Annotated in this window: 21 protein-coding genes; 4 read left to right on the forward strand and 17 right to left on the reverse strand. The window is 29.1% G+C overall.

Annotated features, from left to right (window positions below; genetic code table 11):
- Positions 1 to 2: 2 nt before the first annotated feature.
- Complete coding sequence (locus ACLGL0_RS02385; protein ID WP_411013481.1) at positions 3 to 1,076, reverse strand: D-alanine--D-alanine ligase family protein; 1,074 nt, start codon at positions 1,074 to 1,076, stop codon at positions 3 to 5.
- Between the two features lie 556 nt (positions 1,077 to 1,632).
- On the opposite strand from ACLGL0_RS02385, the gene ACLGL0_RS02390 reads away from it, so the two are divergent.
- Positions 1,633 to 4,698, forward strand: coding sequence for an N-acetylmuramoyl-L-alanine amidase family protein (locus tag ACLGL0_RS02390; RefSeq protein WP_411013482.1), 3,066 nt, complete (start codon positions 1,633 to 1,635; stop codon positions 4,696 to 4,698).
- 68 nt (positions 4,699 to 4,766) lie between these two features.
- On the opposite strand, the gene ACLGL0_RS02395 is transcribed toward ACLGL0_RS02390, so the two are convergent.
- The 7 genes from ACLGL0_RS02395 to rpoB form a co-directional block, all read right to left on the reverse strand.
- Positions 4,767 to 5,537, reverse strand: a complete 771-nt coding sequence (locus tag ACLGL0_RS02395; protein ID WP_411013483.1) for a YwaF family protein — start codon at positions 5,535 to 5,537, stop codon at positions 4,767 to 4,769.
- 2 nt (positions 5,538 to 5,539) lie between these two features.
- On the reverse strand, positions 5,540 to 6,466 hold the full coding sequence (locus ACLGL0_RS02400) for a C39 family peptidase (RefSeq protein WP_411013484.1): 927 nt from the start codon (positions 6,464 to 6,466) through the stop codon (positions 5,540 to 5,542).
- Positions 6,467 to 6,469: 3 nt separating this feature from the next.
- On the reverse strand, positions 6,470 to 7,540 hold the full coding sequence (prfA, locus tag ACLGL0_RS02405; protein WP_314558567.1) for a peptide chain release factor 1: 1,071 nt from the start codon (positions 7,538 to 7,540) through the stop codon (positions 6,470 to 6,472).
- 474 nt (positions 7,541 to 8,014) lie between these two features.
- Positions 8,015 to 8,422 carry a hypothetical protein gene (locus ACLGL0_RS02410; protein WP_411013485.1) on the reverse strand — a complete coding sequence of 136 codons (408 nt, stop codon included), beginning with the start codon at positions 8,420 to 8,422 and terminating at the stop codon, positions 8,015 to 8,017.
- A 66-nt stretch (positions 8,423 to 8,488) separates the two neighbouring features.
- On the reverse strand, positions 8,489 to 9,574 hold the full coding sequence (locus ACLGL0_RS02415) for an MGDG synthase family glycosyltransferase (RefSeq protein WP_411013486.1): 1,086 nt from the start codon (positions 9,572 to 9,574) through the stop codon (positions 8,489 to 8,491).
- Positions 9,575 to 9,624: 50 nt separating this feature from the next.
- Entirely contained in the window at positions 9,625 to 13,260 is a 3,636-nt protein-coding gene (rpoC, locus tag ACLGL0_RS02420; protein WP_411013707.1) for a DNA-directed RNA polymerase subunit beta', read from the reverse strand.
- A gap of 23 nt (positions 13,261 to 13,283) precedes the next feature.
- Positions 13,284 to 17,042 (reverse strand): DNA-directed RNA polymerase subunit beta, encoded by a 3,759-nt coding sequence (gene rpoB, locus ACLGL0_RS02425; RefSeq protein WP_411013487.1) that lies wholly within the window; start codon positions 17,040 to 17,042, stop codon positions 13,284 to 13,286.
- Between the two features lie 333 nt (positions 17,043 to 17,375).
- Here rpoB and ACLGL0_RS02430 point away from each other — a divergent pair, with 333 nt between their 5' ends.
- Both ACLGL0_RS02430 and ACLGL0_RS02435 read left to right on the forward strand, forming a co-directional pair.
- Positions 17,376 to 17,561, forward strand: a complete 186-nt coding sequence (locus tag ACLGL0_RS02430) for a hypothetical protein (RefSeq protein WP_411013488.1) — start codon at positions 17,376 to 17,378, stop codon at positions 17,559 to 17,561.
- Positions 17,562 to 17,603: 42 nt separating this feature from the next.
- Positions 17,604 to 17,765 (forward strand): hypothetical protein, encoded by a 162-nt coding sequence (locus tag ACLGL0_RS02435; protein WP_411013489.1) that lies wholly within the window; start codon positions 17,604 to 17,606, stop codon positions 17,763 to 17,765.
- An 86-nt stretch (positions 17,766 to 17,851) separates the two neighbouring features.
- Here ACLGL0_RS02435 and ACLGL0_RS02440 read toward each other — a convergent pair whose 3' ends face one another.
- The 9 genes from ACLGL0_RS02440 to ACLGL0_RS02480 form a co-directional block, all read right to left on the reverse strand.
- Positions 17,852 to 18,028 (reverse strand): hypothetical protein, encoded by a 177-nt coding sequence (locus ACLGL0_RS02440; RefSeq protein ID WP_411013490.1) that lies wholly within the window; start codon positions 18,026 to 18,028, stop codon positions 17,852 to 17,854.
- 100 nt (positions 18,029 to 18,128) lie between these two features.
- On the reverse strand, positions 18,129 to 18,449 hold the full coding sequence (locus tag ACLGL0_RS02445) for a DUF1294 domain-containing protein (RefSeq protein ID WP_411013491.1): 321 nt from the start codon (positions 18,447 to 18,449) through the stop codon (positions 18,129 to 18,131).
- 48 nt (positions 18,450 to 18,497) lie between these two features.
- Entirely contained in the window at positions 18,498 to 18,923 is a 426-nt protein-coding gene (sufU, locus tag ACLGL0_RS02450) for a Fe-S cluster assembly sulfur transfer protein SufU (protein ID WP_411013492.1), read from the reverse strand.
- Positions 18,913 to 20,142 carry an aminotransferase class V-fold PLP-dependent enzyme gene (locus ACLGL0_RS02455; protein ID WP_411013493.1) on the reverse strand — a complete coding sequence of 410 codons (1,230 nt, stop codon included), beginning with the start codon at positions 20,140 to 20,142 and terminating at the stop codon, positions 18,913 to 18,915. Before ACLGL0_RS02455 ends, sufU begins: the two co-directional genes overlap by 11 nt.
- A gap of 1 nt (position 20,143) precedes the next feature.
- A complete protein-coding gene (locus tag ACLGL0_RS02460; RefSeq protein ID WP_411013494.1) occupies positions 20,144 to 21,175 on the reverse strand; it encodes a SufB/SufD family protein in 1,032 nt (343 codons plus the stop codon).
- A gap of 11 nt (positions 21,176 to 21,186) precedes the next feature.
- Positions 21,187 to 22,602 carry a Fe-S cluster assembly protein SufB gene (gene sufB / locus ACLGL0_RS02465; protein ID WP_411013495.1) on the reverse strand — a complete coding sequence of 472 codons (1,416 nt, stop codon included), beginning with the start codon at positions 22,600 to 22,602 and terminating at the stop codon, positions 21,187 to 21,189.
- 2 nt (positions 22,603 to 22,604) lie between these two features.
- Complete coding sequence (sufC, locus tag ACLGL0_RS02470) at positions 22,605 to 23,345, reverse strand: Fe-S cluster assembly ATPase SufC (protein ID WP_313961947.1); 741 nt, start codon at positions 23,343 to 23,345, stop codon at positions 22,605 to 22,607.
- Positions 23,346 to 23,446: 101 nt separating this feature from the next.
- Positions 23,447 to 23,806, reverse strand: a complete 360-nt coding sequence (locus ACLGL0_RS02475; protein ID WP_411013496.1) for a hypothetical protein — start codon at positions 23,804 to 23,806, stop codon at positions 23,447 to 23,449.
- Between the two features lie 2 nt (positions 23,807 to 23,808).
- A complete protein-coding gene (locus ACLGL0_RS02480; RefSeq protein WP_411013497.1) occupies positions 23,809 to 25,122 on the reverse strand; it encodes a DUF1576 domain-containing protein in 1,314 nt (437 codons plus the stop codon).
- A gap of 256 nt (positions 25,123 to 25,378) precedes the next feature.
- On the opposite strand from ACLGL0_RS02480, the gene ACLGL0_RS02485 reads away from it, so the two are divergent.
- A complete protein-coding gene (locus ACLGL0_RS02485; RefSeq protein ID WP_411013498.1) occupies positions 25,379 to 26,074 on the forward strand; it encodes a hypothetical protein in 696 nt (231 codons plus the stop codon).
- The last annotated feature ends 21 nt before the right edge of the window (positions 26,075 to 26,095 follow it).

The following is a 26,095-nucleotide window of genomic DNA, read 5'->3' on the forward strand; positions in this document are numbered from 1 at the left end:
AATTACCCCCTATTAGTTGTTAAAGAATCTTTTTCTTTTTTATTTTCAATCGCAAGTTCAATTAACTCATCCAAAAAGTCTCCATAAGTTTTATTGAAAGTTTTCATATACATAGCTGGAGCCATAGAAACAGCAGTCATTCCCGGAATTGTATTAATTTCATTAACTAGCATTTTTCTATCGCTATCTCTTACAAAAATATCAACTCTTGCAAAGCCTTTACAATTTGTAACAGCATAAGCTCTTTTTGCAACAGACTGAATTTCTTTAATTTCTTCTTCTGATAAATCCCATGGAATAATGTGATCAGTTGTTTCATCTAGATATTTTGCTTCATAGTCAAAAAACTCTCTAGTAACTTTTACACCTCCAGGTAATGTTGCCTTTAATATATTATTTCCCATTACTAAAACTTGAAGTTCATCTCCAACAACAGCTTCTTCAGCTAAAACTCTAGTATCATATTTAAAAGCTTCAACAAGAGCTGCTTCAATTTCTTCTTTTTTAGTTACCTTAGTAACGCCAACACTTGAACCTGCGTTACATGGCTTTATAAAAGAAACTTCTCCTATTTTTTCAAGAATATTTTTTATTTGTAAGTCTTTATTTTTATCAAATTCATATTTTGTAACTAAATGATACTCTGGTTGTAAAATACCATTGCCAGCAAAAACATCATTAGCAGTACCCTTATCCATACAAACAGCAGAAGATAATACATTGTTCCCTACATAAGTAAGATCCATTATATCGAAGAAGCCTTGAATTGTTCCATCTTCTGAAAAAGTTCCATGCATTGCAGGAAAGAAAATAGCATTTTCATTTACAAAATTATTTGCAAAAAATTTAGAAATTGAATCTGCAACATTCCCACTACCTTCAACAACAATTTCCTTATCATTTTCTACATTTTTTGTATTTTCTCCTAAGTAATTCCATCTTCCACATTTATCTACATAAATAGGAAATATCTTATATTTATTTCTATCTAAATTATTAATAACAGACTTTGCAGTTAAAACTGAGATTTCATGTTCAGCGCTCTTTCCACCATATAATAAATATAAATTTTTCATAATTAAAACTCCTTTTTTACAATATATAATACCATATTATAGTATACCATAAAATTGAATATTTTTCATAACTGAGACAAAAAAACTTTGGTATTCTCTTATTAATATAAATATATGATTCAAAACTATTATAAATAAAAAAATGACTTCCATAAAAAATTTTTAATAAACATACAATTACATTTAACTATATATGCTTTTATCATATTAAACAACTTGATTATAAGCTTCGGATTATACATTTATAAATATTTCTTTTGCATTTATCGTGATAAAGCAATAACCTAATCGTTGTAAATACTAAATAAAATTTTAGAAATATTTTATATAAATATATTCTATTAACAAATATATTAAAAGTTATAAATTTAACTAATATATTAGATATGTCAAAAAAATAACAAGACCGTTCTTATTTATATATTTTTAGTTTATAATAAGTAGATTGGCATTATATTTGTTGTATAGTGGATTGTATAGCATTTATAATATTATTGAAAAAACTACTCATTCAGTATACAATCATATAGTAAATATTAATTTTATGGAGGAAAGAATGAAAACAAAAAAAAGTATTTTTAAAAAATTCATAGCGATGTCATTGCTTTTAAATTTAGCATTGACTCCTACAGTTGCTGTTATTGGCAATACAGTATATGCTGAAAAGTCAAATACATATGAAGACGAAAAACTTCCTGACTTTTGTTTACCTGCTATCGACAAAAAAACAGGAAAAAAAATAACCAAAGAAATTACTTTAAAAGTAAAAACTCATCCGGATTTTGCGGATTGGGGAGAAGACGAATACGAAATTACTAGTGTTAATGGCGTTTTTGACTTTACAGAAGTTGAAGATAAAGGTAATCTTTATACTATTGAAATTGTTGGAAATTCAGACTATCAATTTTCAAATATTAAAAAAGATAAGAAAGATCTTTATATTTTAAAATTTGATGAATTAAAAAAGACTATACGTACTTCTAACTTCAATGGTGATGAAGTTCAAATTAATAGTATAATTTTTGAAAAAACTTCAAATAATGATGAAGAAGAAAAAGAACCAGAAATTGAAAATAAAAAAGTAACAATTCAAGATATTGATGTTGTATTTGAAGATGGAACACCAGTTCCAGACGGTATAAATTTCCATACTTTTAACAAAGAAAATAAGGATATGGAAGACTACGTAACTAAAAACGGAAAATTAAAAGGCGTTGAAGCTCCAGTTGGAAACAGAATGAAATTAGGAATTTCAACTGATAAAGATAAATATACTTTAAAACTAGATAACGAATACGGAAATTACATTTGGTTTAAAGCTAATAAAGATGGAATTGCAAAATACTACGATGAAGTATCTGGAAAAACTTCAAGTAATGAAGTTAAAAAATTAATAGTAGTTAAAAAATCTGACTTAGTTGGTACAAAACCTGAAAACGGAAAATTAACTAAAAAAGTTCTTGAAGTTTTTGATACAACTACTCATAAGGCAGTTACTGAAGATAATGTAAAATTCGTAGTAACTGGCGGTGGAGAAGTTAAAGAATTTGTAAGTAAAAATGGAAAGGTTGAATTAGAACTTTACAAGAATACTGATTATACTATAAATATAGTTAGAGCCCTTGAATATACATTTAAAATGAATGGTTTTAAATTCAGAATAAATGACGATGATAGTGTTGTAACGGATACTAAGGAAAAAGTTGAAAGACTTAATGTTTATCAAGGTTCATACTTAGTTAGAATTTATGTTATTCATGGCGGAAAACATGTAACAAAATCTATCGACTTTAAAATAGAAGAAGTAGGTTCAGATTCAGTTCAAATCAGAAGAAACGAAAATAACTTCCTTAACTTTGATGCTAGTATTGGAAAATCTTATAAAATAACTATGAAGGATAAAGATTCTGAATACTACTTAGAAAAACCAATAGAATTTACTGTTGTAAAAGATCCTGAAGATGGTTTATATTGGCCAAAAGTAGCAGAAGGTGATTCTTCTCAAGGTAAAGATAGAAAAGTAAAAGCTGTATTTTTAAAACGTTATGACGGTGTTGGAAATGACATTCCTGGCCTTGGTGGTAATGATTCAGAAACTCCATGTCCAAACTGTCCTGATAATTCAAATGATGTTTGTGAAATAAGCAAAAGCAAGGTTAAAACATTACCTATTACAGTAAAGCTTCCTGAAGGTGCAGATAAAAAAGATGTTAAATTCAAATTATTTAACTCAAGTAAACAACGTTATGAAGGAGAATTCTCTCTTGACGAAAATGGTCAATTACCTGCTCTTGAATTATTCGAAAAGAACTCTTATTTCTTGCAATTAGTTTCATTTAAATACTTTATGCATAATAAACATTTTGAAGCAGCAAAAGAAGGACAATTCCCTTATGCATTCAAAGATAAAAAAGAATTAAAAGAACTTGTTGTTAAAGAAAATACTTTTAAAACTTTAAATGACGGAACTTATGAAATGGATATTAAATTTGTTAAAGATAATAGACCTCTTGTAAATGAAGAAATTCAATTTATTAGTGAAAATCATACTACAAAGGCAACAACTGATGAATTAGGTCATTTAAAAGTTAGATTGATGGAAGATGTAACTTATGTTACTAAGCCAACAAACGAAAAATTAATTATTGATACCTTCCCTCTTGTTGTAAAAGATAAGACTGAATGGGGTGTTCCTGGAATCAAATATGTTTTTGACCATTCTTCTTGTGGAAGTGCTGAAGTAATTAAAGTTAAAGATAAAATATTGGGAAGAACTAATGGTTCTATTACTTGTAAACCTGGTAATTCAACAATTAAAGGTATGGATTTCAAAGATTTATTCTTAATTAGTAACCACTTAGATAAAGCTGATTATCAACAATTAAAGGATAAAGATGTAATGGTATTAGATTTAGTTTTAGTTAATACTTTAAGACAAAATTGCGAGAGAACTAAATTAGCATACGGAGAATTCGAAATCCTAAGAAGAGTTGCTGCAAATAAAAAAGTAGTAGCAGTTTATTATTTAAATGGAGATAAAAAAGAAGACTTAAAATTTGAACAAAGTAATGATATAGTAAAAATTTCAGATGTTCATAGCATAGGAATTTATCCTCTAGTTATAGAATATGAAAAAGCTGGTTTAGATTTCCCGGATAATAACAAACAAGAAGTAAAAAATGAATGGAAATTAATAAATGACGAATGGTATAGATTTGATAAAGATGGAAATATGATTAAAGATAGTTGGTTTGAAGAAAATGGAAAATGGTACTATCTTGAATCTAATGGAACAATGTCAAAGAACGAATGGGTATTAGTAGATGGAAATTGGTATTTTGCTAATGCTAGTGGACGTATTGCATCTAACGAATGGTTTATAGTTAATGGTAGTTGGTACTTCGCTAATACTAGTGGACGTATCGCATCTAACGAATGGTTTATGGTTAATGGAATATGGTATTTTGCTAATGCTAGCGGACGTATTGCTGCCAATGAATGGTTCATGGTTGATGGAAATTGGTATTATGCCGAAAATGATGGACGTATAGCTCAAAGCAAAACACTTAATATAAATAATGTAAATTATACTTTTGACTCAAATGGTGTATTAGTTAAATAGGAATAAACCCTCAAACATTCTATTTAAAAAGAAAAAGTACTGACTTAATTGTCAGTACTTTTTTTATTTTAATTTTCTATTTTTCTATGTGATAATTTTAATTTTCCATCTCTTGATTTCATAAAATATGAATGAACAAGATATAAAGAAAAGTTCAACATTAACATCATTATTGCTATATATGTTATTGGATGCAATCTTCCTGCTACTTCTTTAAAAATTGGCGGTTCTGATAAGAATGCGTAATTAGATTTGCTAATACTATTAAAAATTATAACAGCTATATGCAAAACATTTGTAAAAATGAATACTTCAGTATATTTCTTAAAGGATATTTCTATTTCTTCTACGAAGAAGATATAACAACTTACCCAAAGTAATAGTATATGTCCTACAAAAAAACTTACCCAAGTATAATGTGGGAAGATAAATCTATCTAAATCCGGAGATATTAAAGCTACAATTGAGCCTACAAACCCTAAATATATACCAATTCTCTTAGATTTATTATTATTAAAAAATACCCCATATATTAAGCATATAATAGCAACTCTACAATCATATAGTGGCAAACTTGTCTCTATTGAAAATGCACCGCTTGTTATATACCATCCATACAAAATTACTTGTTGTAAAAATAATAACACAACAAAAAATTTTAAAATATTTTTATTACTATTTTTAAGTTTATCTCTATAAACATATATTAAAATTGCTCCAACAAAAGCAAACATAACTAGAAAAATATGGGTAAATCCAAATTTTTCTATATCATAACCTTCTGGTTTTGATCTAAAAAAATAAGCAAAAAATTCTAAAATTCTATTCAAAAAATTCAAACCTATTCTCCTTTATAATAAGACCAAGAATTTTTTATTTGTTGTTTTAACCTTTCAAAACTCCATTTTTCACTTGTATTTGTAGGACTATTTGAATCATTTATGATGAAATTTCCATCGTCATCAACTCCAATTATAACAACATAATGTCCAATTGAAGAGAAATCTCCAGGGCCTACATTAGCAATTATTGGTCTACCATTACTTAACTCGTTTTTATAAATTTTTTCATCAGTTGATAATTCTTTAACCTTTATTCCATATTTTTCTGGAACTTCTGTAAAATATTTCCATCCCGTTCCAGCTCCTTCAGCATACTCTTCATACTTTGCCAATTCCACTGGTGTTATTGAGTCATCTTTTAATAATCCAGATATAACCATTGCCATAGAAGTTGGACCACATCCATTTATAGCAATATTTTCACTAGTATATTTCTTTTGTCCCCAACGTCTATCCCATTGCAAATAATAAGGAATATCTCTCTTGAAATCAACACTTTCTCCAGTAAATTCATCTACTGTTCTATTCTCTAATTTATCTTGTATAAATAATTTAGCTTCTGGATTTCTATATAGTAAGGCCAAATAGCTTAAGCTTAATTTATCTTTGTTTTTTAAAATCTCTTTCACATCAGGATCATCACTATTTTTAAGACCTTCAAGAATAGTTTTTTCTGTTAAAATACTATTTGGTTTTCCTGTATTAACATTTGTAGATAGTTTACTGACATCTATTCCATTTGCATTTATATTTTTTGTTTCCTCTTGTGTGCTGCTACTTTCAGTTTCAACATTTTTCACTAAATTATCAATTTTTTCAGATTCATTTTTAGCAAAAACCAAATTAAAAAATACAAATACTCCAAATACATACAATACAACATAAATACCAAATCTAGTTAATTTATTTTGTAAAATACGTTCCATACACTACTCCGCAATCGCCAACATTTTCTTAGCCTGATCACTAGTAATTAATGCATCTATCATATCTCCTATATCTCCATTTAAGAAACTATCAAGTTGATAAATAGTCATATTAATTCTATGATCTGTAACTCTTCCTTGTGGGAAATTGTAAGTTCTAATTCTTTCAGATCTATCTCCTGAACCAATTTGAGATTTTCTAGCATCAGCAATATCTTTATTTTGTTCTTCTTGATACTTTTCATAAAGTCTAGATTTTAAAATCTTCATTGCCTTATCTTTATTTTTAAGTTGTGATTTTTCATCTTGGCATGTAACAACAAGTCCTGTAGGAATATGAGTAATTCTTACAGCAGAGTCAGTTGTATTTACACATTGTCCACCGTTACCACTTGCCCTATAAACGTCTATTCTTAGATCATTTTGGTTAATAACTACGTCAACATCTTCAACTTCTGGTAAAACAGCAACTGTTGCTGCTGAAGTATGAATTCTACCACTTGATTCAGTTGCAGGAACACGTTGAACTCTATGCACACCACTTTCATATTTTAATTTTGAATAAGCCCCTTGTCCTTTAACTAAGAACACAACTTCTTTAATTCCACCAACACCTTGTTCTGAAATACTCATTATTTCAGTTTTCCATCTTTGCTTATCAGCAAACATTCTGTACATTCTAAGAAGATCTTCTGCAAATAGTCCAGCTTCATCTCCACCTGTACCAGCTCTAACTTCCATAAATACGTTCTTATCATCATTAGGGTCTTTTGGTAATAATAAAATTTTAAGTTCTTGTTCTTCTTTTTCGATGCTATCTTCAAGTTCAGAAATTTCTTCTTTTACAAGATCTTTCATATCGTCATCTAAACCTTCTTTTAACATCTCTTTATTTTCTTCAAGCTCTTTTTTATGTTTAGAATATTCTCTATACTTTTCAACAATTGGCTTCATATCGCCATGTTCTTTTGCAAGTTTTTGCCAAACATTCATATCTTTCATAATTTCAGGATCTATTATTTTCTTTTCAAGTTCCTCAAATTTTTCAATTAATAATTCTAATTTATCAAACAAAGTATATCTCCCCTTTTATAACTACAATTAACTTTAATTTATCTCAATTTTTATTTTTATATAATATATAGCTTTATCAATAATCATAAAGCCCTAAATTTAATCATAACTCTTTTTTAATGTTGTTATGATAATTTTTCTATGGTAGTTATTATGAAATGTATATAGCTTTATCAAAAGGCATAAAGCTATATACATTATATCATACTTACTATGTTATTGTAAATTTTTTTAGCTAAAAAAACAGCTATGTAAAAATTTTACATAGCTTATTTTCTATAAATTTTAAGTATGGTATAAATATTAGTATAATTGTGATTAGTGCTTTATACTATTTATTTTAAACTAAATTAAAATAAATTTACTTAAGAAGTAAATCTATTTCTTATTTACCCTACATTTTACAAATTATTTATTTTAAAAAAATTTTTTTACAAAAAATGAGAGCTTTAAGCTCTCATTGAAAATGCTATATTATTTTTTTTCTTCTTTCTTTTCAACTTTTTCGCCTCTTGATTCTTTTACGTTGTTTACGTAATTTTCAGCGGCATCTTTAAGTTTAAGAACATCTTCTTTTTCCATTTTATCTTCTTTAACTGAAGAAATTAAGTTAGCATATTTGTTTTCAATGCTTTGTTTATCAGAATCTTTTAAATTAGGAATTTCTAATTCGATTTTCTTTTGTTCTTCTAAAGCTTTGATTGTAGCTGCTTTTTCTTCTTCTGAAGCTTTTTCAACTTGTTTTTCTTCTTTCTTTTCTTCTTTCTTTTCTTCTTTCTTTTCTTCTGCTTTCTTATTTTCAGCTGGTTTTGATTGACAAGCAACCATTGAACCCATTAAGAAAATAGCCATAGCAGAAATTAAATATTTTTTAATTTTCATAATAAACCTCCTAAAATATATGTCCAAAGTGCATTATACTATAAGATATACCTTTTGTCAATGTATTTATATAATTTTTTCAACTAAATCAGCAATCTTATCTACTGAGAATCCTTGAGCTATATCTCTCATATTTAAAGCCATATATTCAACTCTTCTTCTATTTTTATAAAACTTTGTTACTTCCTTTACAACTGCATCAACTCCATTAGCGTAAACGCCAATTTCTTCCTCTACAACGAAATTTCTATTTTCTTCTTCATGTCCAGGAATATAGAAAGGAATAATTAATGGAATATTCTTAATTATTGCCTCAGTAAGTGTTAATCCACCAGGTTTAGTAATTAAAATTTGATGTTCTTCCATAAGTTTTGCAATTTCATTAGTATATCCAATAAATTCAAGTCTATTTTGATCAACAAAAAGGCTATATTTCTTTTCAAGCTTTTCTTTTAATTCTTCATTTTTACCACAAACCATAGTTAGTTTGATGTCATCAGCAATATCTAATATTGGCATAATGTATTCAGAAAAATCATTCATTCCTAAAGCCCCAAATATTGTTAAAATGTTAAACCCTTCTTTTTTGTCATAGTGTCTTTCCTTAAAACTATCATCAATTGGAATTCCATAAGCAAAAATTTTATCTTGTTTTATTCCATCATCAATCATCTTATTTCTAGTAAATTCACTAGCAACAATATAATAGTCAACATAGTCACTAAAATACATTTTGTGAGTTACATAGTCTGTGATTACAGAAATAAAAGGTACATCATAATAATCTTTTTGCTTTATATGTTCCATTACACCTATTGCAAAAACATGAGTTCCTATAACTACATCTGGTTTTTTCTCTTCTAAAATTGGTAATATTTTATTACTTAATATATTTAAAATTGGTTTTGAAAAAATATTTTGAGACTGTGTAATATTTGTGCTCTTGTAAATTAGTCCATAAATCTCTGGAGTTTTAGTTACTATTCCCAGATATCCTCCAACAAGTAAATTATCTAATTTTTCAGAAATCTCTTTTAAAAGATCAATTTCATTTACCTCAAAACCTCTTTGCTCAAGCTTTTCTTTTATATTGTTAGCAGCTTTGTTATGACCTCCACCAAAAGATGCTGTTAAAATTAAAGCTTTTTTCATCTTTTACCTCTCTTCGTAAAAAGAGTCGGAAAATTTTCCGACTCTAAATATTATTCTTCTACTTCTTCAGTTTCAGCTTCTTCAACTTCAACTGTAGTTTCTGTTTCTTCAACTTCTACTTCTTTTGATTCATCAAATATATCTATTTCTTCAGAATCAGCATGTTCAAGTTCAGCTTCTCTAGCAAGTCTTTCCTCTTCTTCCATTGTTTCATAGTCAATTTCAATAGATTTATAGACTTTCATACCTGTACCTGCTGGGATAAGTTTACCTAAGATTACATTTTCTTTTAATCCAAGTAATCCATCTGCTTTACCCTTAATAGAAGCATCAGTTAAAACTCTAGTTGTTTCTTGGAATGATGCTGCTGATAAGAAACTTTCAGTAGCTAGAGATGCTTTAGTGATACCAAGTAGAACATTATCAAATGTAGCTGGATTTAAATCTTCTTCTAACATTTGTTTGTTAATAGCTTCTACTTCTCTAAAAGGAACTAAACTTCCTTCTAATAAATTAGTATCTCCTGAAGTATCAATCTTAACTTTTGAAAGCATTTGTTTAATAATAATTTCAATATGTCTATCATCAATGTCTACCCCTTGATTACGGTAAACTTTTTGAACTTCTTTCGTGATGTATTCTTGAACACCAGTAGGTCCTTTGATAGCTAAAATATCATGTGGATTAATTGAACCTTCAGTAAGCATATCGCCTGCTTTGATTTCTTCACCATCTTTAACTTTTATTCTAGCTCCATAAGGAATAGCATAAATTCTTTCATCACCGTCATCAGCTGTTACAACTATATCATATCTCTTCTTATTATCAACTAATTTTACAGTACCGTCTATTTCAGTAATATAAGCAAGCCCTTTAGGTTTTCTTGCTTCGAAAAGTTCTTCAACACGAGGAAGACCTTGTGTGATTCCAACGCCGGCAACCCCACCAGAGTGGAATGTTCTCATCGTAAGCTGTGTACCAGGTTCTCCGATTGATTGAGCTGCAATAATACCAACTGCTTCACCAATATTAACTGGATTTCCTGTTGCAAGGTTACGTCCATAACATTTTGCACAAACACCATGTTTTGACTTACAACCTAAAACTGAACGTACTTTTATTTCTGTAATTCCAAGTTTTTCAACTTTTTCTGCTAAAGCTTCAGTAATCATTTCATTTTTGTAAATTAGTATTTCTCCAGTATTTGGATTTAATACATCTTCAAATGAATGTCTACCTACTATTCTGTCAGAAAGTTTTTCAACTATAGCATTTCCATCTTTAAAGTCTTTTGCTAATACATATTCATCTGTACAACAATCATCTTCTCTAACAATTACATCTTGAGAAACGTCTACAAGTCTTCTTGTTAAATATCCTGAGTCAGCAGTTCTAAGAGCCGTATCTGAAAGTCCTTTTCTAGAACCGTGAGTTGAAATAAAGAACTCTTGAACAGAAAGTCCTTCTCTAAAGTTTGCTTTAATAGGAATTTCTACGATTCTACCAGTTGCAGAACTCATAAGTCCACGCATACCAGCTAACTGTCTAATTTGGTTAATATTACCTCTGGCTCCTGAGTCAGCCATGATTGAAATACTATTTGTCGGATCTTGTTTTGCAACAAGAATCTTTGTAATATCTTCAGTTGCTTTTGTCCAAACAGAGATTACATATTCATATCTTTCTTGTTCAGAAACTAAACCGTCTCTAAATAATTCTTCATAAACTGCAATCTTATGTTCAGCTTCTTTAAGAATTTCCCATTTTTCTTCTGGAACTATTACGTCATTCATTGAGATTGAAATAGCTCCCACTGTTGAATATTTATATCCTGTAGATTTAATATAGTCTAACACTTCAGCAGTTTTTATATTTCCATGTTTTCTAAAACATTTATCTACAATCTTACCAAGCATTTTCTTATCTACAAGTCTATCAATTTCTAATGAGAATTTATCTTTACTTCTGTCAACAAATCCTAAATCTTGAGGAAGATGTTCATTGAAGATAAATCTACCAACTGTTGATTTAACAATTTGGCTTTCTCCAGTTTCTTCATCTCTATAAAGGACATTAACAGTGTCGTGAATTTTAACATTATTTGTAGAATATGCTTTAAACATTTCATCATAATCCATGAATGAACGAACAGCTTGTTCTTCTACATTTCCACTAGTTAAATAGTATGAACCTAATACCATATCCTGTGTAGGAGTTGTAATAGGTTTACCATCTTTTGGTGCTAAGATATTATTTGTTGAAAGCATCAAAAGTCTTGCTTCAGCTTGAGCTTCTGTTGATAGTGGTAAATGGACAGCCATTTGGTCACCGTCAAAGTCAGCATTATATGCAGTACAAACTAATGGGTGTAATTTAATAGCTTTTCCTTCTACTAAAACTGGTTCAAATGCTTGAATACCAAGTCTATGAAGAGTCGGTGCTCTATTAAGTAGTACCGGATGATCTTTGATAACTTTATCTAAAATATCCCAAACATTTGAATTTAATCTTTCAACATATTTCTTCGCGCTTTTAATATTATGAACAATTCCATCTTCTACTAATTGTTTCATAATAAATGGTTTAAATAATTCTAGAGCCATTTTCTTTGGAAGTCCACATTGGTGGAATTTTAAATCTGGACCAACTACGATTACGGAACGTCCTGAATAGTCAACACGCTTTCCAAGTAAGTTTTGTCTAAATCTTCCTGTTTTACCCTTTAACATATCTGATAAAGATTTAAGCTCTCTATTTCCTGCTCCTGTTACAGCCTTTCCATGTCTACCATTATCTATTAATGTATCAACTGCTTCTTGTAACATTCTCTTTTCATTTCTCATAATGATTTCTGGAGCATGAATTTCTATAAGTTTTTTTAATCTGTTGTTTCTGTTGATAACACGTCTATATAGATCGTTTAAGTCTGAAGTTGCAAATCTTCCACCTTCAAGTTGAACCATTGGTCTTAAATCTGGTGGAATAACTGGTACTACATCAATTATCATCCATTCAGGTCTATTTCCTGATTTTCTAAAAGCTTCACAAACTTCAAGTCTTCTTGAAAGTCTAATCTTCTTTTGACCAGTTGCATCAACTAGGCCTTTTTTCAATTCTTCTGAAAGTTCATCTAAGTCGATGTTTTCTAGAAGCTCCTTAATAGCTTCAGCTCCCATTCCAACTCTAAAGTTTTCTGAACCGAATTTTTCACAAGCTTCTTCATATTCACCTTCAGTTAGTAATTGTTTAACATAAAGGTCAGTATCTTTTGCATCTAAAACAACATAATTTGCAAAATATAATATTTTTTCAAGGGCTCTTGGACTCATGTCTAAAATAAGTCCCATTCTTGAAGGTATTCCTTTGAAATACCAAATATGAGAAACTGGAGCAACAAGTTCTATATGTCCCATTCTTTCACGTCTAACTTTAGACTTAGTGATTTCAACTCCACATTTTTCACATACATTTCCCTTGTATTTTATTCTTTTATATTTACCACAATTACATTCCCAGTCTTTAACCGGTCCAAATATCTTTTCACAGAAAAGACCATCTTTTTCCGGTTTTAGTGTTCTATAATTAATGGTTTCTGGTTTTTTAACCTCTCCTCTTGACCAACTTCTAATTTTATCTGGTGAAGCTAAGCCAATTTTCATTGCATCAAAATTATTTAATTCCAACAAGGAGTCCACTCCCTTCCTCTATGTTATTGATCAATATCTTCCTCTATAAATAATTTGTCCTTATCTACATTTTTTGAACTATTTTTTTCTTTTTCATCTTTATCTTCTAAAAAGCTAAGATCAAAACCATCAAATTCTTCTTCATTACTTCCTGATTGATCGTAGAATGAATCAAAATTAAATTCTTCCTCTTCTTCATCATTAGCATATTCTTCATTTAAAACAAGTTGTGCTTTGATTTCATCAGAGTTTTCTTTAAGCTTAATTTCTTCTCCGTCTTCATCAATCAACTTAACATCCAAGCATAAAGATTGTAATTCTTTCATAAGAACTTTGAATGATTCTGGAATACCTGGTTCAGGAATATTTACACCCTTAACAATTGATTCATAAGTCTTAACTCTACCTACAATATCGTCACTCTTAACAGTTAACATTTCTTGTAAAGTATGACTTGCACCATATGCTTCTAAAGCCCAAACTTCCATTTCCCCAAATCTTTGTCCACCAAATTGCGCTTTACCACCAAGTGGTTGTTGTGTAACTAAAGAATAAGGTCCAATAGATCTAGCATGAATTTTTTCATCTACTAAATGGTGAAGTTTTAACATATACATATAACCAACAGTTACAGGATTGTCAAATTCTTCCCCTGTTCTTCCGTCTCTAAGTCTAATTTTTCCAGATTCAGGACAACCAGCAAGTTTTAATGCATCAAGTACATCAACATCACTTGCTCCATCAAATACAGGAGTTGCAACCTTCCAACCAAGTCTTTTTGCTGCAAGTCCTAAGTGAACTTCAAGTACCTGTCCAATATTCATACGAGAAGGTACCCCTAATGGATTAAGAACGATTTGTAAAGGAGTTCCGTCTGGTAAAAATGGCATATCTTCTTGAGGCATTATTCTTGAAATAACCCCTTTGTTACCATGTCTACCACACATTTTATCCCCAACGTTAATCTTTCTCTTAGTGGCTACATAAACTCTAACCACTTCATTTACTCCTGGTGGTAATTCATCTCCGTTTTTTCTGCTATAACATTTAACATCAACAACTATACCAGTTTCTCCATGAGGAACTCTTAAAGAAGTATCTCTAACTTCTCTAGCTTTTTCACCAAAAATAGCTCTTAAAAGTCTTTCTTCAGCGCTTAGTTCAGTTTCTCCCTTAGGTGATACTTTTCCAACTAAGATATCTCCTGAATTAACTTCAGCACCAATTCTAATGATACCATTTTCGTCTAAGTTCTTTCTCATATCTTCACCGATGTTTATAACATCTCTTGTGATTTCTTCAGAACCTAATTTGATTTCTCTGGCTTCACATTCATGTTCTTCAATGTGTAGTGAAGTTAAAACATCATCTATAACTAATTGTTCGTTCAACAACATAGCATCTTCGTAGTTATAGCCTTCCCAGTTCATAAATGCCATTAAAATATTCTTACCAAGCGCAATTTCACCATTTTCTGTTGAAGGACCATCTGCAATAATATCTCCAGCATTAACTCTGTCATTTACATTAACAATTGGTCTTTGGTTAATTGTTGTTCCTTGGTTTGAACGTTTAAATTTAAGTAATCTATATTTATCAACTACATTATCTAAATCTCTTTTAATATGAATTTCATCACTATCAACTTTAGTAACAATTCCTGATTGTTTAGCAAGAATAACAACACCACTATCTTTTGCTGCCTTATGTTCAATACCAGTTCCTACGATAGGAGCTTCAGTAACAAGTAGAGGCACTGCTTGTCTTTGCATGTTTGAACCCATCAATGCACGAGTAGCATCGTCATTTTCAAGGAAAGGAATCATTGCTGTACCAACTGATACAATTTGTTGTGGAGAAACGTCCATAAGTTGAATTGAATCTCTTGGATAAATATCATTTTCTCCATTAATACCACGACCACTAACTCTTTCGTTTACAAAACGTCCGTTTTCATCAAGTGGTTCATTGGCTTGAGCAATAATAACTTCATCTTCTTCATCAGCTGTTAAATAAACAATATCTTTTGTAGCAATTCCATTATTTACAACACGATATGGAGTTTCAATAAATCCATATTCATCAACTCTTGCATAAGTTGTAAGAGATGTAATAAGACCGATGTTTGGACCTTCTGGAGTTTCTATCGGACAAATTCTTCCGTAGTGACTTTCATGAACGTCTCTTACTTCATATCCTGCTCTATCTCTACTAAGACCACCAGGTCCTAATGCTGATAATCTTCTCTTATGAGTAAGTTCTGCAAGTGGATTGTTTTGATCCATAAATTGTGATAATTGTGAAGAACCAAAGAATTCTTTTAAAGACGCAACAAGAGGTCTTATATTGATAAGTCCTTGTGGCGTAGCAAGATCTGGATCTTGAGTTGACATTCTTTCTCTAACAACTCTTTCCATTCTTGATAAACCAATTCTAAATTGATTTTGTAAAAGTTCTCCAACGGCTCTAACTCTTCTATTTCCTAAATGGTCAATGTCATCACAAATTCCAAGACCATAGAATAAGTTGAATTCATAACTTACAGTAGCTTCGATATCATCACGAATAATATGAGTAGGAGAAAGCTCTTTAACTCTATTTCTAACAGCTCTCTTTACTTGTGTTTCATATTCTTCGCCTTCATATTCTGACGCAGCTTCTAAAATTTCCATCATAACCGGATAATAAATTTTTTCTGAAAGTCCATTACATGAAATATCAAATCCCAATTCAAACGCACTAATATCAACAAAGTGGTTACCTGTTACGATAATTTCTTTGTCTTCTACTTTTACATGAACTCTCTTATATCCTGCATTTTCAATTTTTTCAGCAAGTTCTTCAGTTATATAATCTCCAACACTTGCAATTTTTTCCATTTCACCGAATTTATCAGTTTTGAAAATATCTTCAGCTAAAATTGTTCCAAATAATCTATTTCTTAAAGCTAATTTTTTATTGAATTTATATCTGCCAACTTTTGCAAGATCATATCTTCTAGGGTCAAAAAGTAAATTGTGTAATAAACTTTCCCCACTTTCAACAGTAGCTGGATCTCCTGGTTTTAATTTTCTATAAATTTCAAGAATAGCTTCTTGATAACTCTTTGTTACATCTTTTTCCAAAGTAGTATGAAGTTCTTTAATATCTCCGAAATTTTCAACCATTTCTTCATTTGTTTCATATAACAATGCCCTTATCATAGTTGTTATAGGCAATTTTCTTGTTCTGTCAATACGAACACTGACAATTCCGTTTGTGTCGGTATCATATTCTAACCAAGCACCTCTGTTTGGAATTACTGTTGAAGAAAATAACTTATTACCTGACTTGTCAATTTCTTCTCCGTAATAAACACCTGGACTTCTAACAAGCTGACTTACAATAACTCTTTCAGCCCCATTAATAATAAAAGTCCCGTTGTCAGTCATCAATGGAATTTCTCCCATAAACACTTCTTGTTCTTTAACTTCACCAGTATTATTGTTAGTTAAACGAACATCAACTTTTAGAAGTGTAGAATAGTTCATATCCCTATCCTTACATTCTTGTTCTGTATACTTTGGAGCATTTTCTAAACGATAATTTAAAAATTCCAGCTTCATAGCTTCGGAATAGTCCCTAATTGGACTAATATCGTCAAAAACATCTCTTATTCCTTGCTTAATAAACCAATCATAACTATCAGTTTGAATGGCAATTAAGTTTGGAAGATCCAAAACATTTTGAATTTTTGAATAACTAACCCTTTCTGTGATTCCATACTTTTCAGTATGTGTCATAAAGCTTCACCCCTTTGAAAAATTAAAAAAAGATAAAAATACATATTATCCCACTATTACATTATTATCTTTAAATTTTAACAGATTTTCTGTAAAATGTAAAGCCTTTTTTTGAATTTTTTGGCTTTTTTATAATAAATTTACATATTTTAAAAAAATATTTTAAATATACAATTTTATTAAATCTTTTATACTTTTTAAAAGCATAACTTCATAACTATTTTTGGTATTATATCTTACATAAAAAAATATAAGTCTTGACTTGTTTTTTTAATATGTTATAATAGTAGTGTAAATATTTATTTGACTAATATAGTTTTGGAGGTGCTTATAATGGATAAAGAAAAAAACATACTTGATTCTTCATTAAAAGGAAAAGGTCAATCTGATTTATTTACTTTAATTAATCTAGTACCTTTTTTAAATATAATTTTATTTATTGTTAGCATCATTTTATTACCATTTAATCTAAAAAAATTTTTTAAATTAAAAAAGCAAAAGGATAATTCTTTTTGGTAATTTAATAATTTTAATAGTAATTTAAATAACTTGGAGGCAGTTATGAGAAAAAAATGGATGAATTATTTAGTAACCACTTCATTAGTGTTTTTATTTATAGTTGATTTCAAAAATCTTTCTACTGTTACAATTACTTGTATGGCAATAGCAATAGCCCTTAATTTATACGATATATTTAAAGATATATTTAAAGATAAATTCTAACATTTAATTTTTAAAATTAATTCCACTTTTTAGTGGAATTTTTTTACTAAAAAAGGAAGTAATTTTATTACTTCCTTTAAATATTTTTATTTCTTTTCTAACTTTGACTCCAGTTCTTTTATTGTATTATTTAATTCATCTATTTTAATCAGGGTTTCTTCTTTGCTTTTCTTAATTGCTTTTTCCACACTATAGATTGAAAATGCTATTGCACAACATTGTACCGATATTAAAGCTAAAATTATTATTTCTGAATTAGACATATAAAGACCTCCATTCCTTATGATTTAAAATATTATTAGATTAAATACTTTTATAATTCTTATAACTAAATTATATTCCTTTAATTTAACAAAGTCAACACTAGGTTACATATTTATATAAATAATATAAAATCAATACTTTCACGACAAAAAATATCGGAACTAAAACTTTAAATTTTAGTTTTTTAGTTTTATGTCTAAATATTTGCATGGATAAAAAAGCTCCGATAGAGCCGAACAAAAAAGCTGATAACAATAAGCTATTCTCTGAAATTCTATTCTTGCCTTCTATAGCTTTTCTTTTATCAATATAAAATATTGTAAAAGATATTAAATTCATTATAAAAATTATAGAAATCAATAATTTATAGTTATATAACAAACCACCCAAAAGTAAATATAATATGAAAAAAATTCTCATGTACCCTCCTAAACAAAAAGTCGCAACTCAAAAGAGCTACGACCTTATTTAATTAGCTTCGATTATATTTTTTAATGTATGCCAAGCAAGAACTGCACATTTAACTCTTGCAGGCATTGTAGAAATATTTTGTAGAGCTATAGCATCCTTAAGTTTTTTAAGTTCATCACCTTCAAGTCCTTCAGTAATCATAGATAAAAATGTTTCACAAAGTTCTTTTGCTTCTTCTAAAGTTTTACCTTTTACTAAATCAATCATAAGTGATGTTGAAGCTTGAGAGATTGCACAACCTACTCCAACATAAGAGGCATCTTTTATTATACCGTCTTCAATATCTAGTTGTAATGTAATTTCATCGCCACAACTTGGATTATGACCTTTTTCTTCATGTGTTGGATGATTTAAATATCTTTTATTTTTTGTATTTCTACTTTCTTCTGTTATTATCTCAGTATAAATTTCTCTAATGTCCAAGATGTAATATTCTCCTTACTTCTTTTAATTTTTCAATGAAATATTCTACTTCTTCTTTTGTGTTATAGAAAGAAAAACTTACTCTACAAGTTGCATTTTCTTTTAAATATCTATGCAACGGCTCTGCACAATGATGTCCACTTCTTATTGCAATTCCAAAACTATCAAGTATTGAAGATACATCATGTGGATGTGCATCTTCTACATTAAAAGCTATTACTGGACATCTGTTTTCTTCAGTTGTAGTATAAGTCTTTACAAAATCTATCTTTTTCATTTCTTCAAAAGCAAAATCCATAAGCTCTTTTTCTAATTTTTCTATATAGTCAAATCCTAATTCTTCTAGATAGTCAATAGCAGCTCCAAGTGAAGCAACAGCTCCAACATTTTGTGTTCCTGCTTCAAAACGACCAGCTGGTAAAAGATATGTTGAATAATCTTCATAAACATATTCAATCATATCTCCCCCATAAAGGAAAGGATCCATTTCTTTTAAAAGATCAAATTTTCCATAAAGTACACCAACGCCCATTGCACTAAGCATTTTATGTCCTGAAAATACTAAGAAATCAACATCCAATTCTTGAACATCTAACTTTTTATGCGCAACAATTTGGGATGCATCAACTAAAACTTTTGCTCCATTTTTATGTGCAATTTCAATAATCTTTTTGATGTCAGGCATTGTAGCTACAACATTTGATGCAGCAGTTATACAAACTAATTTTACTTTATCAGAAATTTTTTCTTCAAAAGATTTCATATCTAATTGGTAATTGTCATCAAGATAAATATAATTAAGTTTAGCACCAGTTTTTTCTTTTAAGAATTGCCAAGTACACAAATTACTATGATGTTCCATTATGCTAAGCATTATTTCATCATCTTTTTCTAATTTATTAAGATAACAATAGGCTACTAAATTAAGTGCCTCACTTGCATTTTTTGTAAAAATTATTTCAGTAGTTCTCTTTGCATTAAGAAAACTTTTAACTTTTTTTCTTGTTCCCTCATAAATTTCAGTCGCAGACATACTAAGGTAATGACTACCTCTATGTGGACTTCCATTTTGATAAGAATAATAATTTGTTATAGCGTCAACAACAGCTTGTGGTTTTTGGCTTGTTGCTGCATTGTCTAAATATATAACTTTTTTCCCGACTTTTTCTTCATTCAAATATGGAAAATCTTTTCTAATATCAAGAACAGTTTTAGTCATATTATACCTCCGAAAGTTTTTTGGATAAAGTTGTATAAACTCTCTTTCTTATTTCTTCATTTTCTATCAAGTCAATTATTTCAGCAAATTTTGATTCTAATATCAATCTTTTTGCTTCTGTTTCACTGAAACCACGACTCATAATGTAGAATAATATATCCTCATCAATTTTTCCTGCACTTGCAGCATGAAGTCCTTCAACATCATCTTCTGTACAAAGTAAAATTGGAACTGCAACATTTCTAATATCGTCAGAAAGTAATGTTACATATTCTTGTTCAGATCCCTTTGATGTAGATGAGCCACGTTTAAAGTCTATAGTTGCTCTACAAGTCTTTTGAGCTTTGTCAGCTAAAGCGCCTTTTATGGATAAATCATAATTTGTAGCATATCCAATTTGATTTGCAACATAATTAAAATCTAATTTTTGATCATTTTTTCCAAAGTAAATTGAATTTACACTTACATTTGCTTCTTTTTCAACAAGCTCTCCAATGTATGATAAATAATTTTCTTTACTTCCTAAATCAACTTGAATAAATTCAACATTCGCATTTTTCTTAACTTTATAATAAACACTTTGAATACTCAAAATATCTAAAGAAAATCTTTGAGAAAGAAAAATTTTAACATTACTATTTTCTTCAGCCTCAACTTCAATAATCGTATGTCTAAAGCCTTTTACATCTTCTTTTGAGAAGTAGTCTAATGCTAAGTTCAAAGTTGAATTTTCTTCAGCTTTTATTTTTATAATATCAACTAATTGATTATTTTCTTCATTTAACTCTAAAGAAACAACTTTATTTAAAGAATTTTCTTTAGTTGAAACAAAATCCAATGAAAGATTAGTAAATGCTTTTAAAGTTTCAGTTAATTCATTTGAAAATGAAAATTTTTCATAAGAAAAATCAAGATTCTTATTTTCGCTTTGTACTAATGAATATTCTTTTGGACTTAAATTAGGTAATAGCACTTCTGTATTATTAACTCTTGTTGAATTCCATGTATTACATGGTATAAAATTTCCTCTCATACAGACACCCCCTAACCAATAGTTCCTTCAAGTTCTAGATTAATCAACGCATTCATTTCAACAGCATATTCTAAAGGTAGTTCTTTTGCTATAGGTTCAGCAAAACCTCTAACAATCATAGCCTTAGCTTCCTCTTCAGAAATACCACGACTCATTAGATAGAAAATTACATCATCGTCAATTCTACCAATTTTTGCTTCATGTCCTAAGTCGATATCTGATGTTTGAATATCTATTACCGGAATTGTATCTGATTGAGATTCTTGATCTAACATCAAGGATTCACAAGTTACAGTTGATTTACAACCTGGACAATTTGGTTTAACGCTTACTAGTCCTCTGTAAATAGCAACTCCATTACCCTTTGATATAGATTTTGAATTTATTGATGAGCTTGTTCTAGGCGCTGCGTGAATTACTTTAGCTCCTGTATCCAAATACTGATCATTACCTGCAAAAGTTATTCCTGTGAATTCACTCTTAGCTCCTTCTCCTCTCAATACACTCATAGGATATAGTAAACTTACCTTTGAGCCGAATGAACCTGAAACCCATTCAATAGTTCCATTTTCATCAACAATAGCTCTCTTTGTATTTAAGTTATACATATTTCTTGACCAGTTTTCAATTGTAGAATATCTTAAAGTCGCATTTTTCTTTACAAAAAGTTCTACAGCTCCGGCATGAACGTTTAAAACATTATATTTTGGCGCTGAACAACCTTCGATAAAATGACAATAAGCTCCTTCTTCAATTATAATCAAAGTATGTTCAAATTGTCCTGCTCCTGGAGCATTAAGTCTAAAATATGATTGTAAAGGAATACTAACTTTTACTCCTTTTGGAACATATACAAATGAACCACCACTCCAAACTGCATAGTGTAATGCAGCATATCTATGGTCTTCTGGTTTTATACAAGTCATAAAATATTCTTTTATAATTTCAGGATATTCTCTTACAGCAGTTTCAAAATCAGTGTATATTACTCCTTGATCTTTCATTTTTTCAGTTAAGCTGTGATAAACAACTTCACTGTCGTATTGAGCTCCAACTCCTGAAAGTTCTCTTTTATATTCTGCTTCCGGAATACCAAGTGCGTCGAAAGTTCCCTTAATATCATCAGGTAGCTCATTCCAATCTCCACTCATTTTTGCATCTGGACGAATATATGTTGTAATTTCATTTATATCAACTGGAGATAAATCTGGTCCCCAATTTGGATTTTTAGAATTTTCAAAAACTTCTAAAGCTTTTAATCTTAATTCTAACATCCAATCCGGTTCGTTTTTCTCCTTAGAAATTTGTACTACAATATCACGAGTTAATCCTTTTTCAGTTTTTGAATAGTATCTTACCTCGTTTTTAATATCATAGACACCTCTATCCATTTCTTCTACTTGTGTTTTTTTTCTTTCTGATGTCATAATTACACCTCTTGTTCAACCCAAGAATAACCTTCTTTTTCAATCTTGTCTATTAAAGAAGCGTCTGATGTTTTAACAATTTTACCATTATATAAAACATGAACATAATCTGGCTTAATTCTTGATAAAATAGCTCTGTGATGAGTAATAATTAGAATTGACTTATTTTCATTTCTAAACTTTTCAACATTTTCAGAAACTATTCTAACAGCATCAATATCAAGACCAGAGTCTGTTTCATCTAACATTACAAGCGATGGATTTAACATAACCATTTGTAAAATTTCTGTCTTTTTCTTTTCTCCACCAGAAAAACCAACATTTAGATATCTTTGAGAATAAGATTTATCCATAGTTAAACTTTCCATTTTTTCTTCAAGCTCTCTTTGGAATTCAACAACACTTTCTTTTTCTCCTGTTATTGACATTCTAGAAGCTCTAATAAAATTAGAAACAGTAACTCCTGCTACTTCTTCTGGATTTTGGAAAGACATAAATAATCCAAGTTTAGCTCTTTCATCAGCTCTTAATTCATTAATATTTTCACCCTTAAAAAGTATATCTCCACTTGTTACTTCATATTTAGGATGTGCCATAATAGAATTAGTTAGCGTAGATTTTCCTGCTCCGTTAGGTCCCATGATAACATGAACTTTTCCTTCAAAGATATCTAAATTAATACCTTTTAAAATTTCTTTATCTCCAACATTAACATGAAGATCTTTAACCTCTAATATTTTCATATATGTTACTCCTTATAGTTGTTTTATTTAGCATAATTGTAGTAATACCCATTGAGCACCTACAATAAACTAATATGTACGATTCTCCAAATATTAAAGGCTTAGAAATTTCTAACTAAATATATAGTCAAAAGACCATCTTCAGAGTAAGAAACTATTGCCTCATCTACCATAGATCCTAATGCATCTATGTTTGAAACATCACTAGCATTACTTCCAAATCCAATCAAAGTATCATAGTAATTTTCAAATTCTGGAAGTCTTACAGAATTTGAAATTCTATTTAATTCTTCTAAATCTTTTGGCTTTATTTTAACATTCCCTTCAGCTATAACCCTTAAGGAATTTTTTTCTATTTTAAAATCTATTTTTAAATCTTGAACTCTTTTACTAAAATAATAATGCACAAGTCCACTAACTATCAATTTTGCGCTATTTTCTTCATTTTTAATAGTATTCAAAATTATTCCTCCTCATTTTTATCAAAAAATCTTGAATTTCTGATTGATTCAAAAATTGGTACTAATGTTGCAGCAACAAAACCACCTGAAAATCCATTGTTATAAAGATTTAATCCTCCATGTAAAAGTCCAACACTTGAAACGATGGAAACATGGCAAAATCCTGCAAATATTCCTGCAATGAAACCATATTCTCCTGCAACAGGAGCTAAGTTTGTAGCAAATAAAATCGTAACTGTAGCAGAAACACTTTTTGGATCGTAAATATTTAAAAAGTATGCAATCAATGTACCTACTAAAATAGGAAATACATTTTTTAAATGCTTACCAAAAATTCCAAAACCGAAAATAGTGAAAATTCCACCAAGAACTGGACCATTTAAAGGCTGCTTCATTATTATAACATATGTTGTATATAAAATTCCTAGAGCTGCCATATTTATCATACTAACACCTCTACCATAAATATTCCCAAAATCTGATGGTGCCCTACCACTATTTTTCAATAAATTTCCTAAATTTTTAAAACTAAATCCATTTAGATAAAATCCTAATCCGAAAACTATAAAGAAAAATACATACATTATAATTGCAATTTTAATATTTCCATCACTTATAATCTTAGAATTCGTAACTTCTAGCGAGAAAGATTTAAAAACACCTTGGATAAATAGCCCAATAACTCCACATGTAAAACCTATGTTATATAAACTATATCCTTGATGAAAGCGTAGAAACGATGAAGATAATGCCGGAATAAGCATTCCTATAAAAATCCCGACTGCATAAGAAATAATAAATCCCTCAGTAAAAGGAAGTCCTATTCCAAAACATATATAACTAACAACAGGTCCAAGTGCTGTACCAAACAGACTGTTCATAGTAAGTGTATTGAATTTTACTCCTTCAATCTTAGAATAAAGATAAACACCAAATGTTATTGGTATTGTATTAAATAAATTTTTTCCAAAAAGAGAAAACCCAAATAGTGTAAAAAGTGCAGCTATAATAGGGCCTGTTAACAATTGTTGTCTTCTCCACAACACAAAAGATGCAAGTAACATTAGTAAACCAGCATTAAAAAATGTTGCTCCAATTCCACCAACTGCCATATAGTCAGTCAACAAATGACTTGGAGATGTTAAAATATTAATATATCCATCAAAAATTTCTTTAGGACTGTCAAAAAGCAATCCGATAGACATTGCCAAAATAGAAAAAATGAAAATAGCATCATATCTATAATGGTTTTTTACATATATCTTTTCTCTACTCAACTCATTTCCTCCAAAACTTTCTCCATTATATTGTATCATAAATTGTATGAAATGTGAAGAACTAAAGCACTTAAATAGAAAAAAAGATTATTAAATTTAGCATCAACTAAAATATTATATTTTTCTTATCGATATTTATTATTAAAAAGAATGATTATCATTAAAGTTAGGAGTTAAAATACAAAAATATATGTTTTATTTTTATTCTTCTATTGAAAAAAATATATATATTAGTTTATAATAATATTAAATATATTTAAATTATATTTAATACACTAAGTATATAGGAGTTTTTATGAAAAATAAATTTTTAGCACTATTAATAGCAAGTCTATTATTAGTAAGTTGTTCAGATAAAAAAGACGATGTTAAATCTAATACTGAAAAGACAACTGAAACAACTACAAACAAACAAGAAGAAATTAAAAAAGAAGAATTACCTGAATTAGATGAAGAAGATGATGCTGAAAGCGAAGAACCTGATAAAGATTTTAAGGAATTCGAAGATTCAGGTATTTTTATAAGAAGAGATTATAGAAAGAATATATCAATAGAGTCTGAAAATGAAGATATGTTTGTAAGATGTTTTAAAATCGTTACTGGTAAATTTAAAATTACAAATGAACAAACGCTTAAAGAAATTAATGAATTTAATGGTGATAACAAACTTAAATTAAATACAGAATATACTTTCATTTCATTGCCACTAGAAATAGAAAATTTAAGCAAATATGATTATGAATATGCTTCTTCACTATCAATAGCTCTATTAAACACAAAAGAACAGTTAAATGCTAACAAATATTTTTCTGATGAAACTGATACTTATAAAATTTTAAGTGGAGCTATAGTAGAAAGAGACTTAATATTTATTGTTGAAAAATCAAATATTGAAGATTTAACAGATATTAGGTTAAAATTACCTGACCTTTACATTGAAGAAATAGAAAAAACAGTTCCTGGATTAGAATTGAATATAAATATAAAATAGAAGAAGTCCGTATAAATACGG

Origin of the sequence: Parvimonas pharyngis (genome assembly GCF_046569675.1) — a bacterium.
Classification (GTDB): Bacteria; Bacillota; Clostridia; order Tissierellales; family Peptoniphilaceae; genus Parvimonas.

Coding starts and splice junctions, on each gene's coding strand:
- ACLGL0_RS02455 (WP_411013493.1), bottom strand. CDS start 20,142: ATGACTAAAACTGTTCTTGATATTAGAAAAGATTTTCCATATTTGAAT.
- ACLGL0_RS02440 (WP_411013490.1), bottom strand. CDS start 18,028: ATGTCTAATTCAGAAATAATAATTTTAGCTTTAATATCGGTACAATGT.
- ACLGL0_RS02485 (WP_411013498.1), top strand. CDS start 25,379: ATGAAAAATAAATTTTTAGCACTATTAATAGCAAGTCTATTATTAGTA.
- ACLGL0_RS02415 (WP_411013486.1), bottom strand. CDS start 9,574: ATGAAAAAAGCTTTAATTTTAACAGCATCTTTTGGTGGAGGTCATAAC.
- ACLGL0_RS02480 (WP_411013497.1), bottom strand. CDS start 25,122: ATGATACAATATAATGGAGAAAGTTTTGGAGGAAATGAGTTGAGTAGA.
- ACLGL0_RS02385 (WP_411013481.1), bottom strand. CDS start 1,076: ATGAAAAATTTATATTTATTATATGGTGGAAAGAGCGCTGAACATGAA.
- ACLGL0_RS02445 (WP_411013491.1), bottom strand. CDS start 18,449: ATGAGAATTTTTTTCATATTATATTTACTTTTGGGTGGTTTGTTATAT.
- ACLGL0_RS02410 (WP_411013485.1), bottom strand. CDS start 8,422: ATGAAAATTAAAAAATATTTAATTTCTGCTATGGCTATTTTCTTAATG.
- ACLGL0_RS02400 (WP_411013484.1), bottom strand. CDS start 6,466: ATGGAACGTATTTTACAAAATAAATTAACTAGATTTGGTATTTATGTT.
- rpoB (WP_411013487.1), bottom strand. CDS start 17,042: ATGACACATACTGAAAAGTATGGAATCACAGAAAGGGTTAGTTATTCA.
- ACLGL0_RS02430 (WP_411013488.1), top strand. CDS start 17,376: ATGGATAAAGAAAAAAACATACTTGATTCTTCATTAAAAGGAAAAGGT.
- ACLGL0_RS02435 (WP_411013489.1), top strand. CDS start 17,604: ATGAGAAAAAAATGGATGAATTATTTAGTAACCACTTCATTAGTGTTT.
- sufB (WP_411013495.1), bottom strand. CDS start 22,602: ATGACATCAGAAAGAAAAAAAACACAAGTAGAAGAAATGGATAGAGGT.
- ACLGL0_RS02390 (WP_411013482.1), top strand. CDS start 1,633: ATGAAAACAAAAAAAAGTATTTTTAAAAAATTCATAGCGATGTCATTG.
- sufC (WP_313961947.1), bottom strand. CDS start 23,345: ATGAAAATATTAGAGGTTAAAGATCTTCATGTTAATGTTGGAGATAAA.
- ACLGL0_RS02460 (WP_411013494.1), bottom strand. CDS start 21,175: ATGAGAGGAAATTTTATACCATGTAATACATGGAATTCAACAAGAGTT.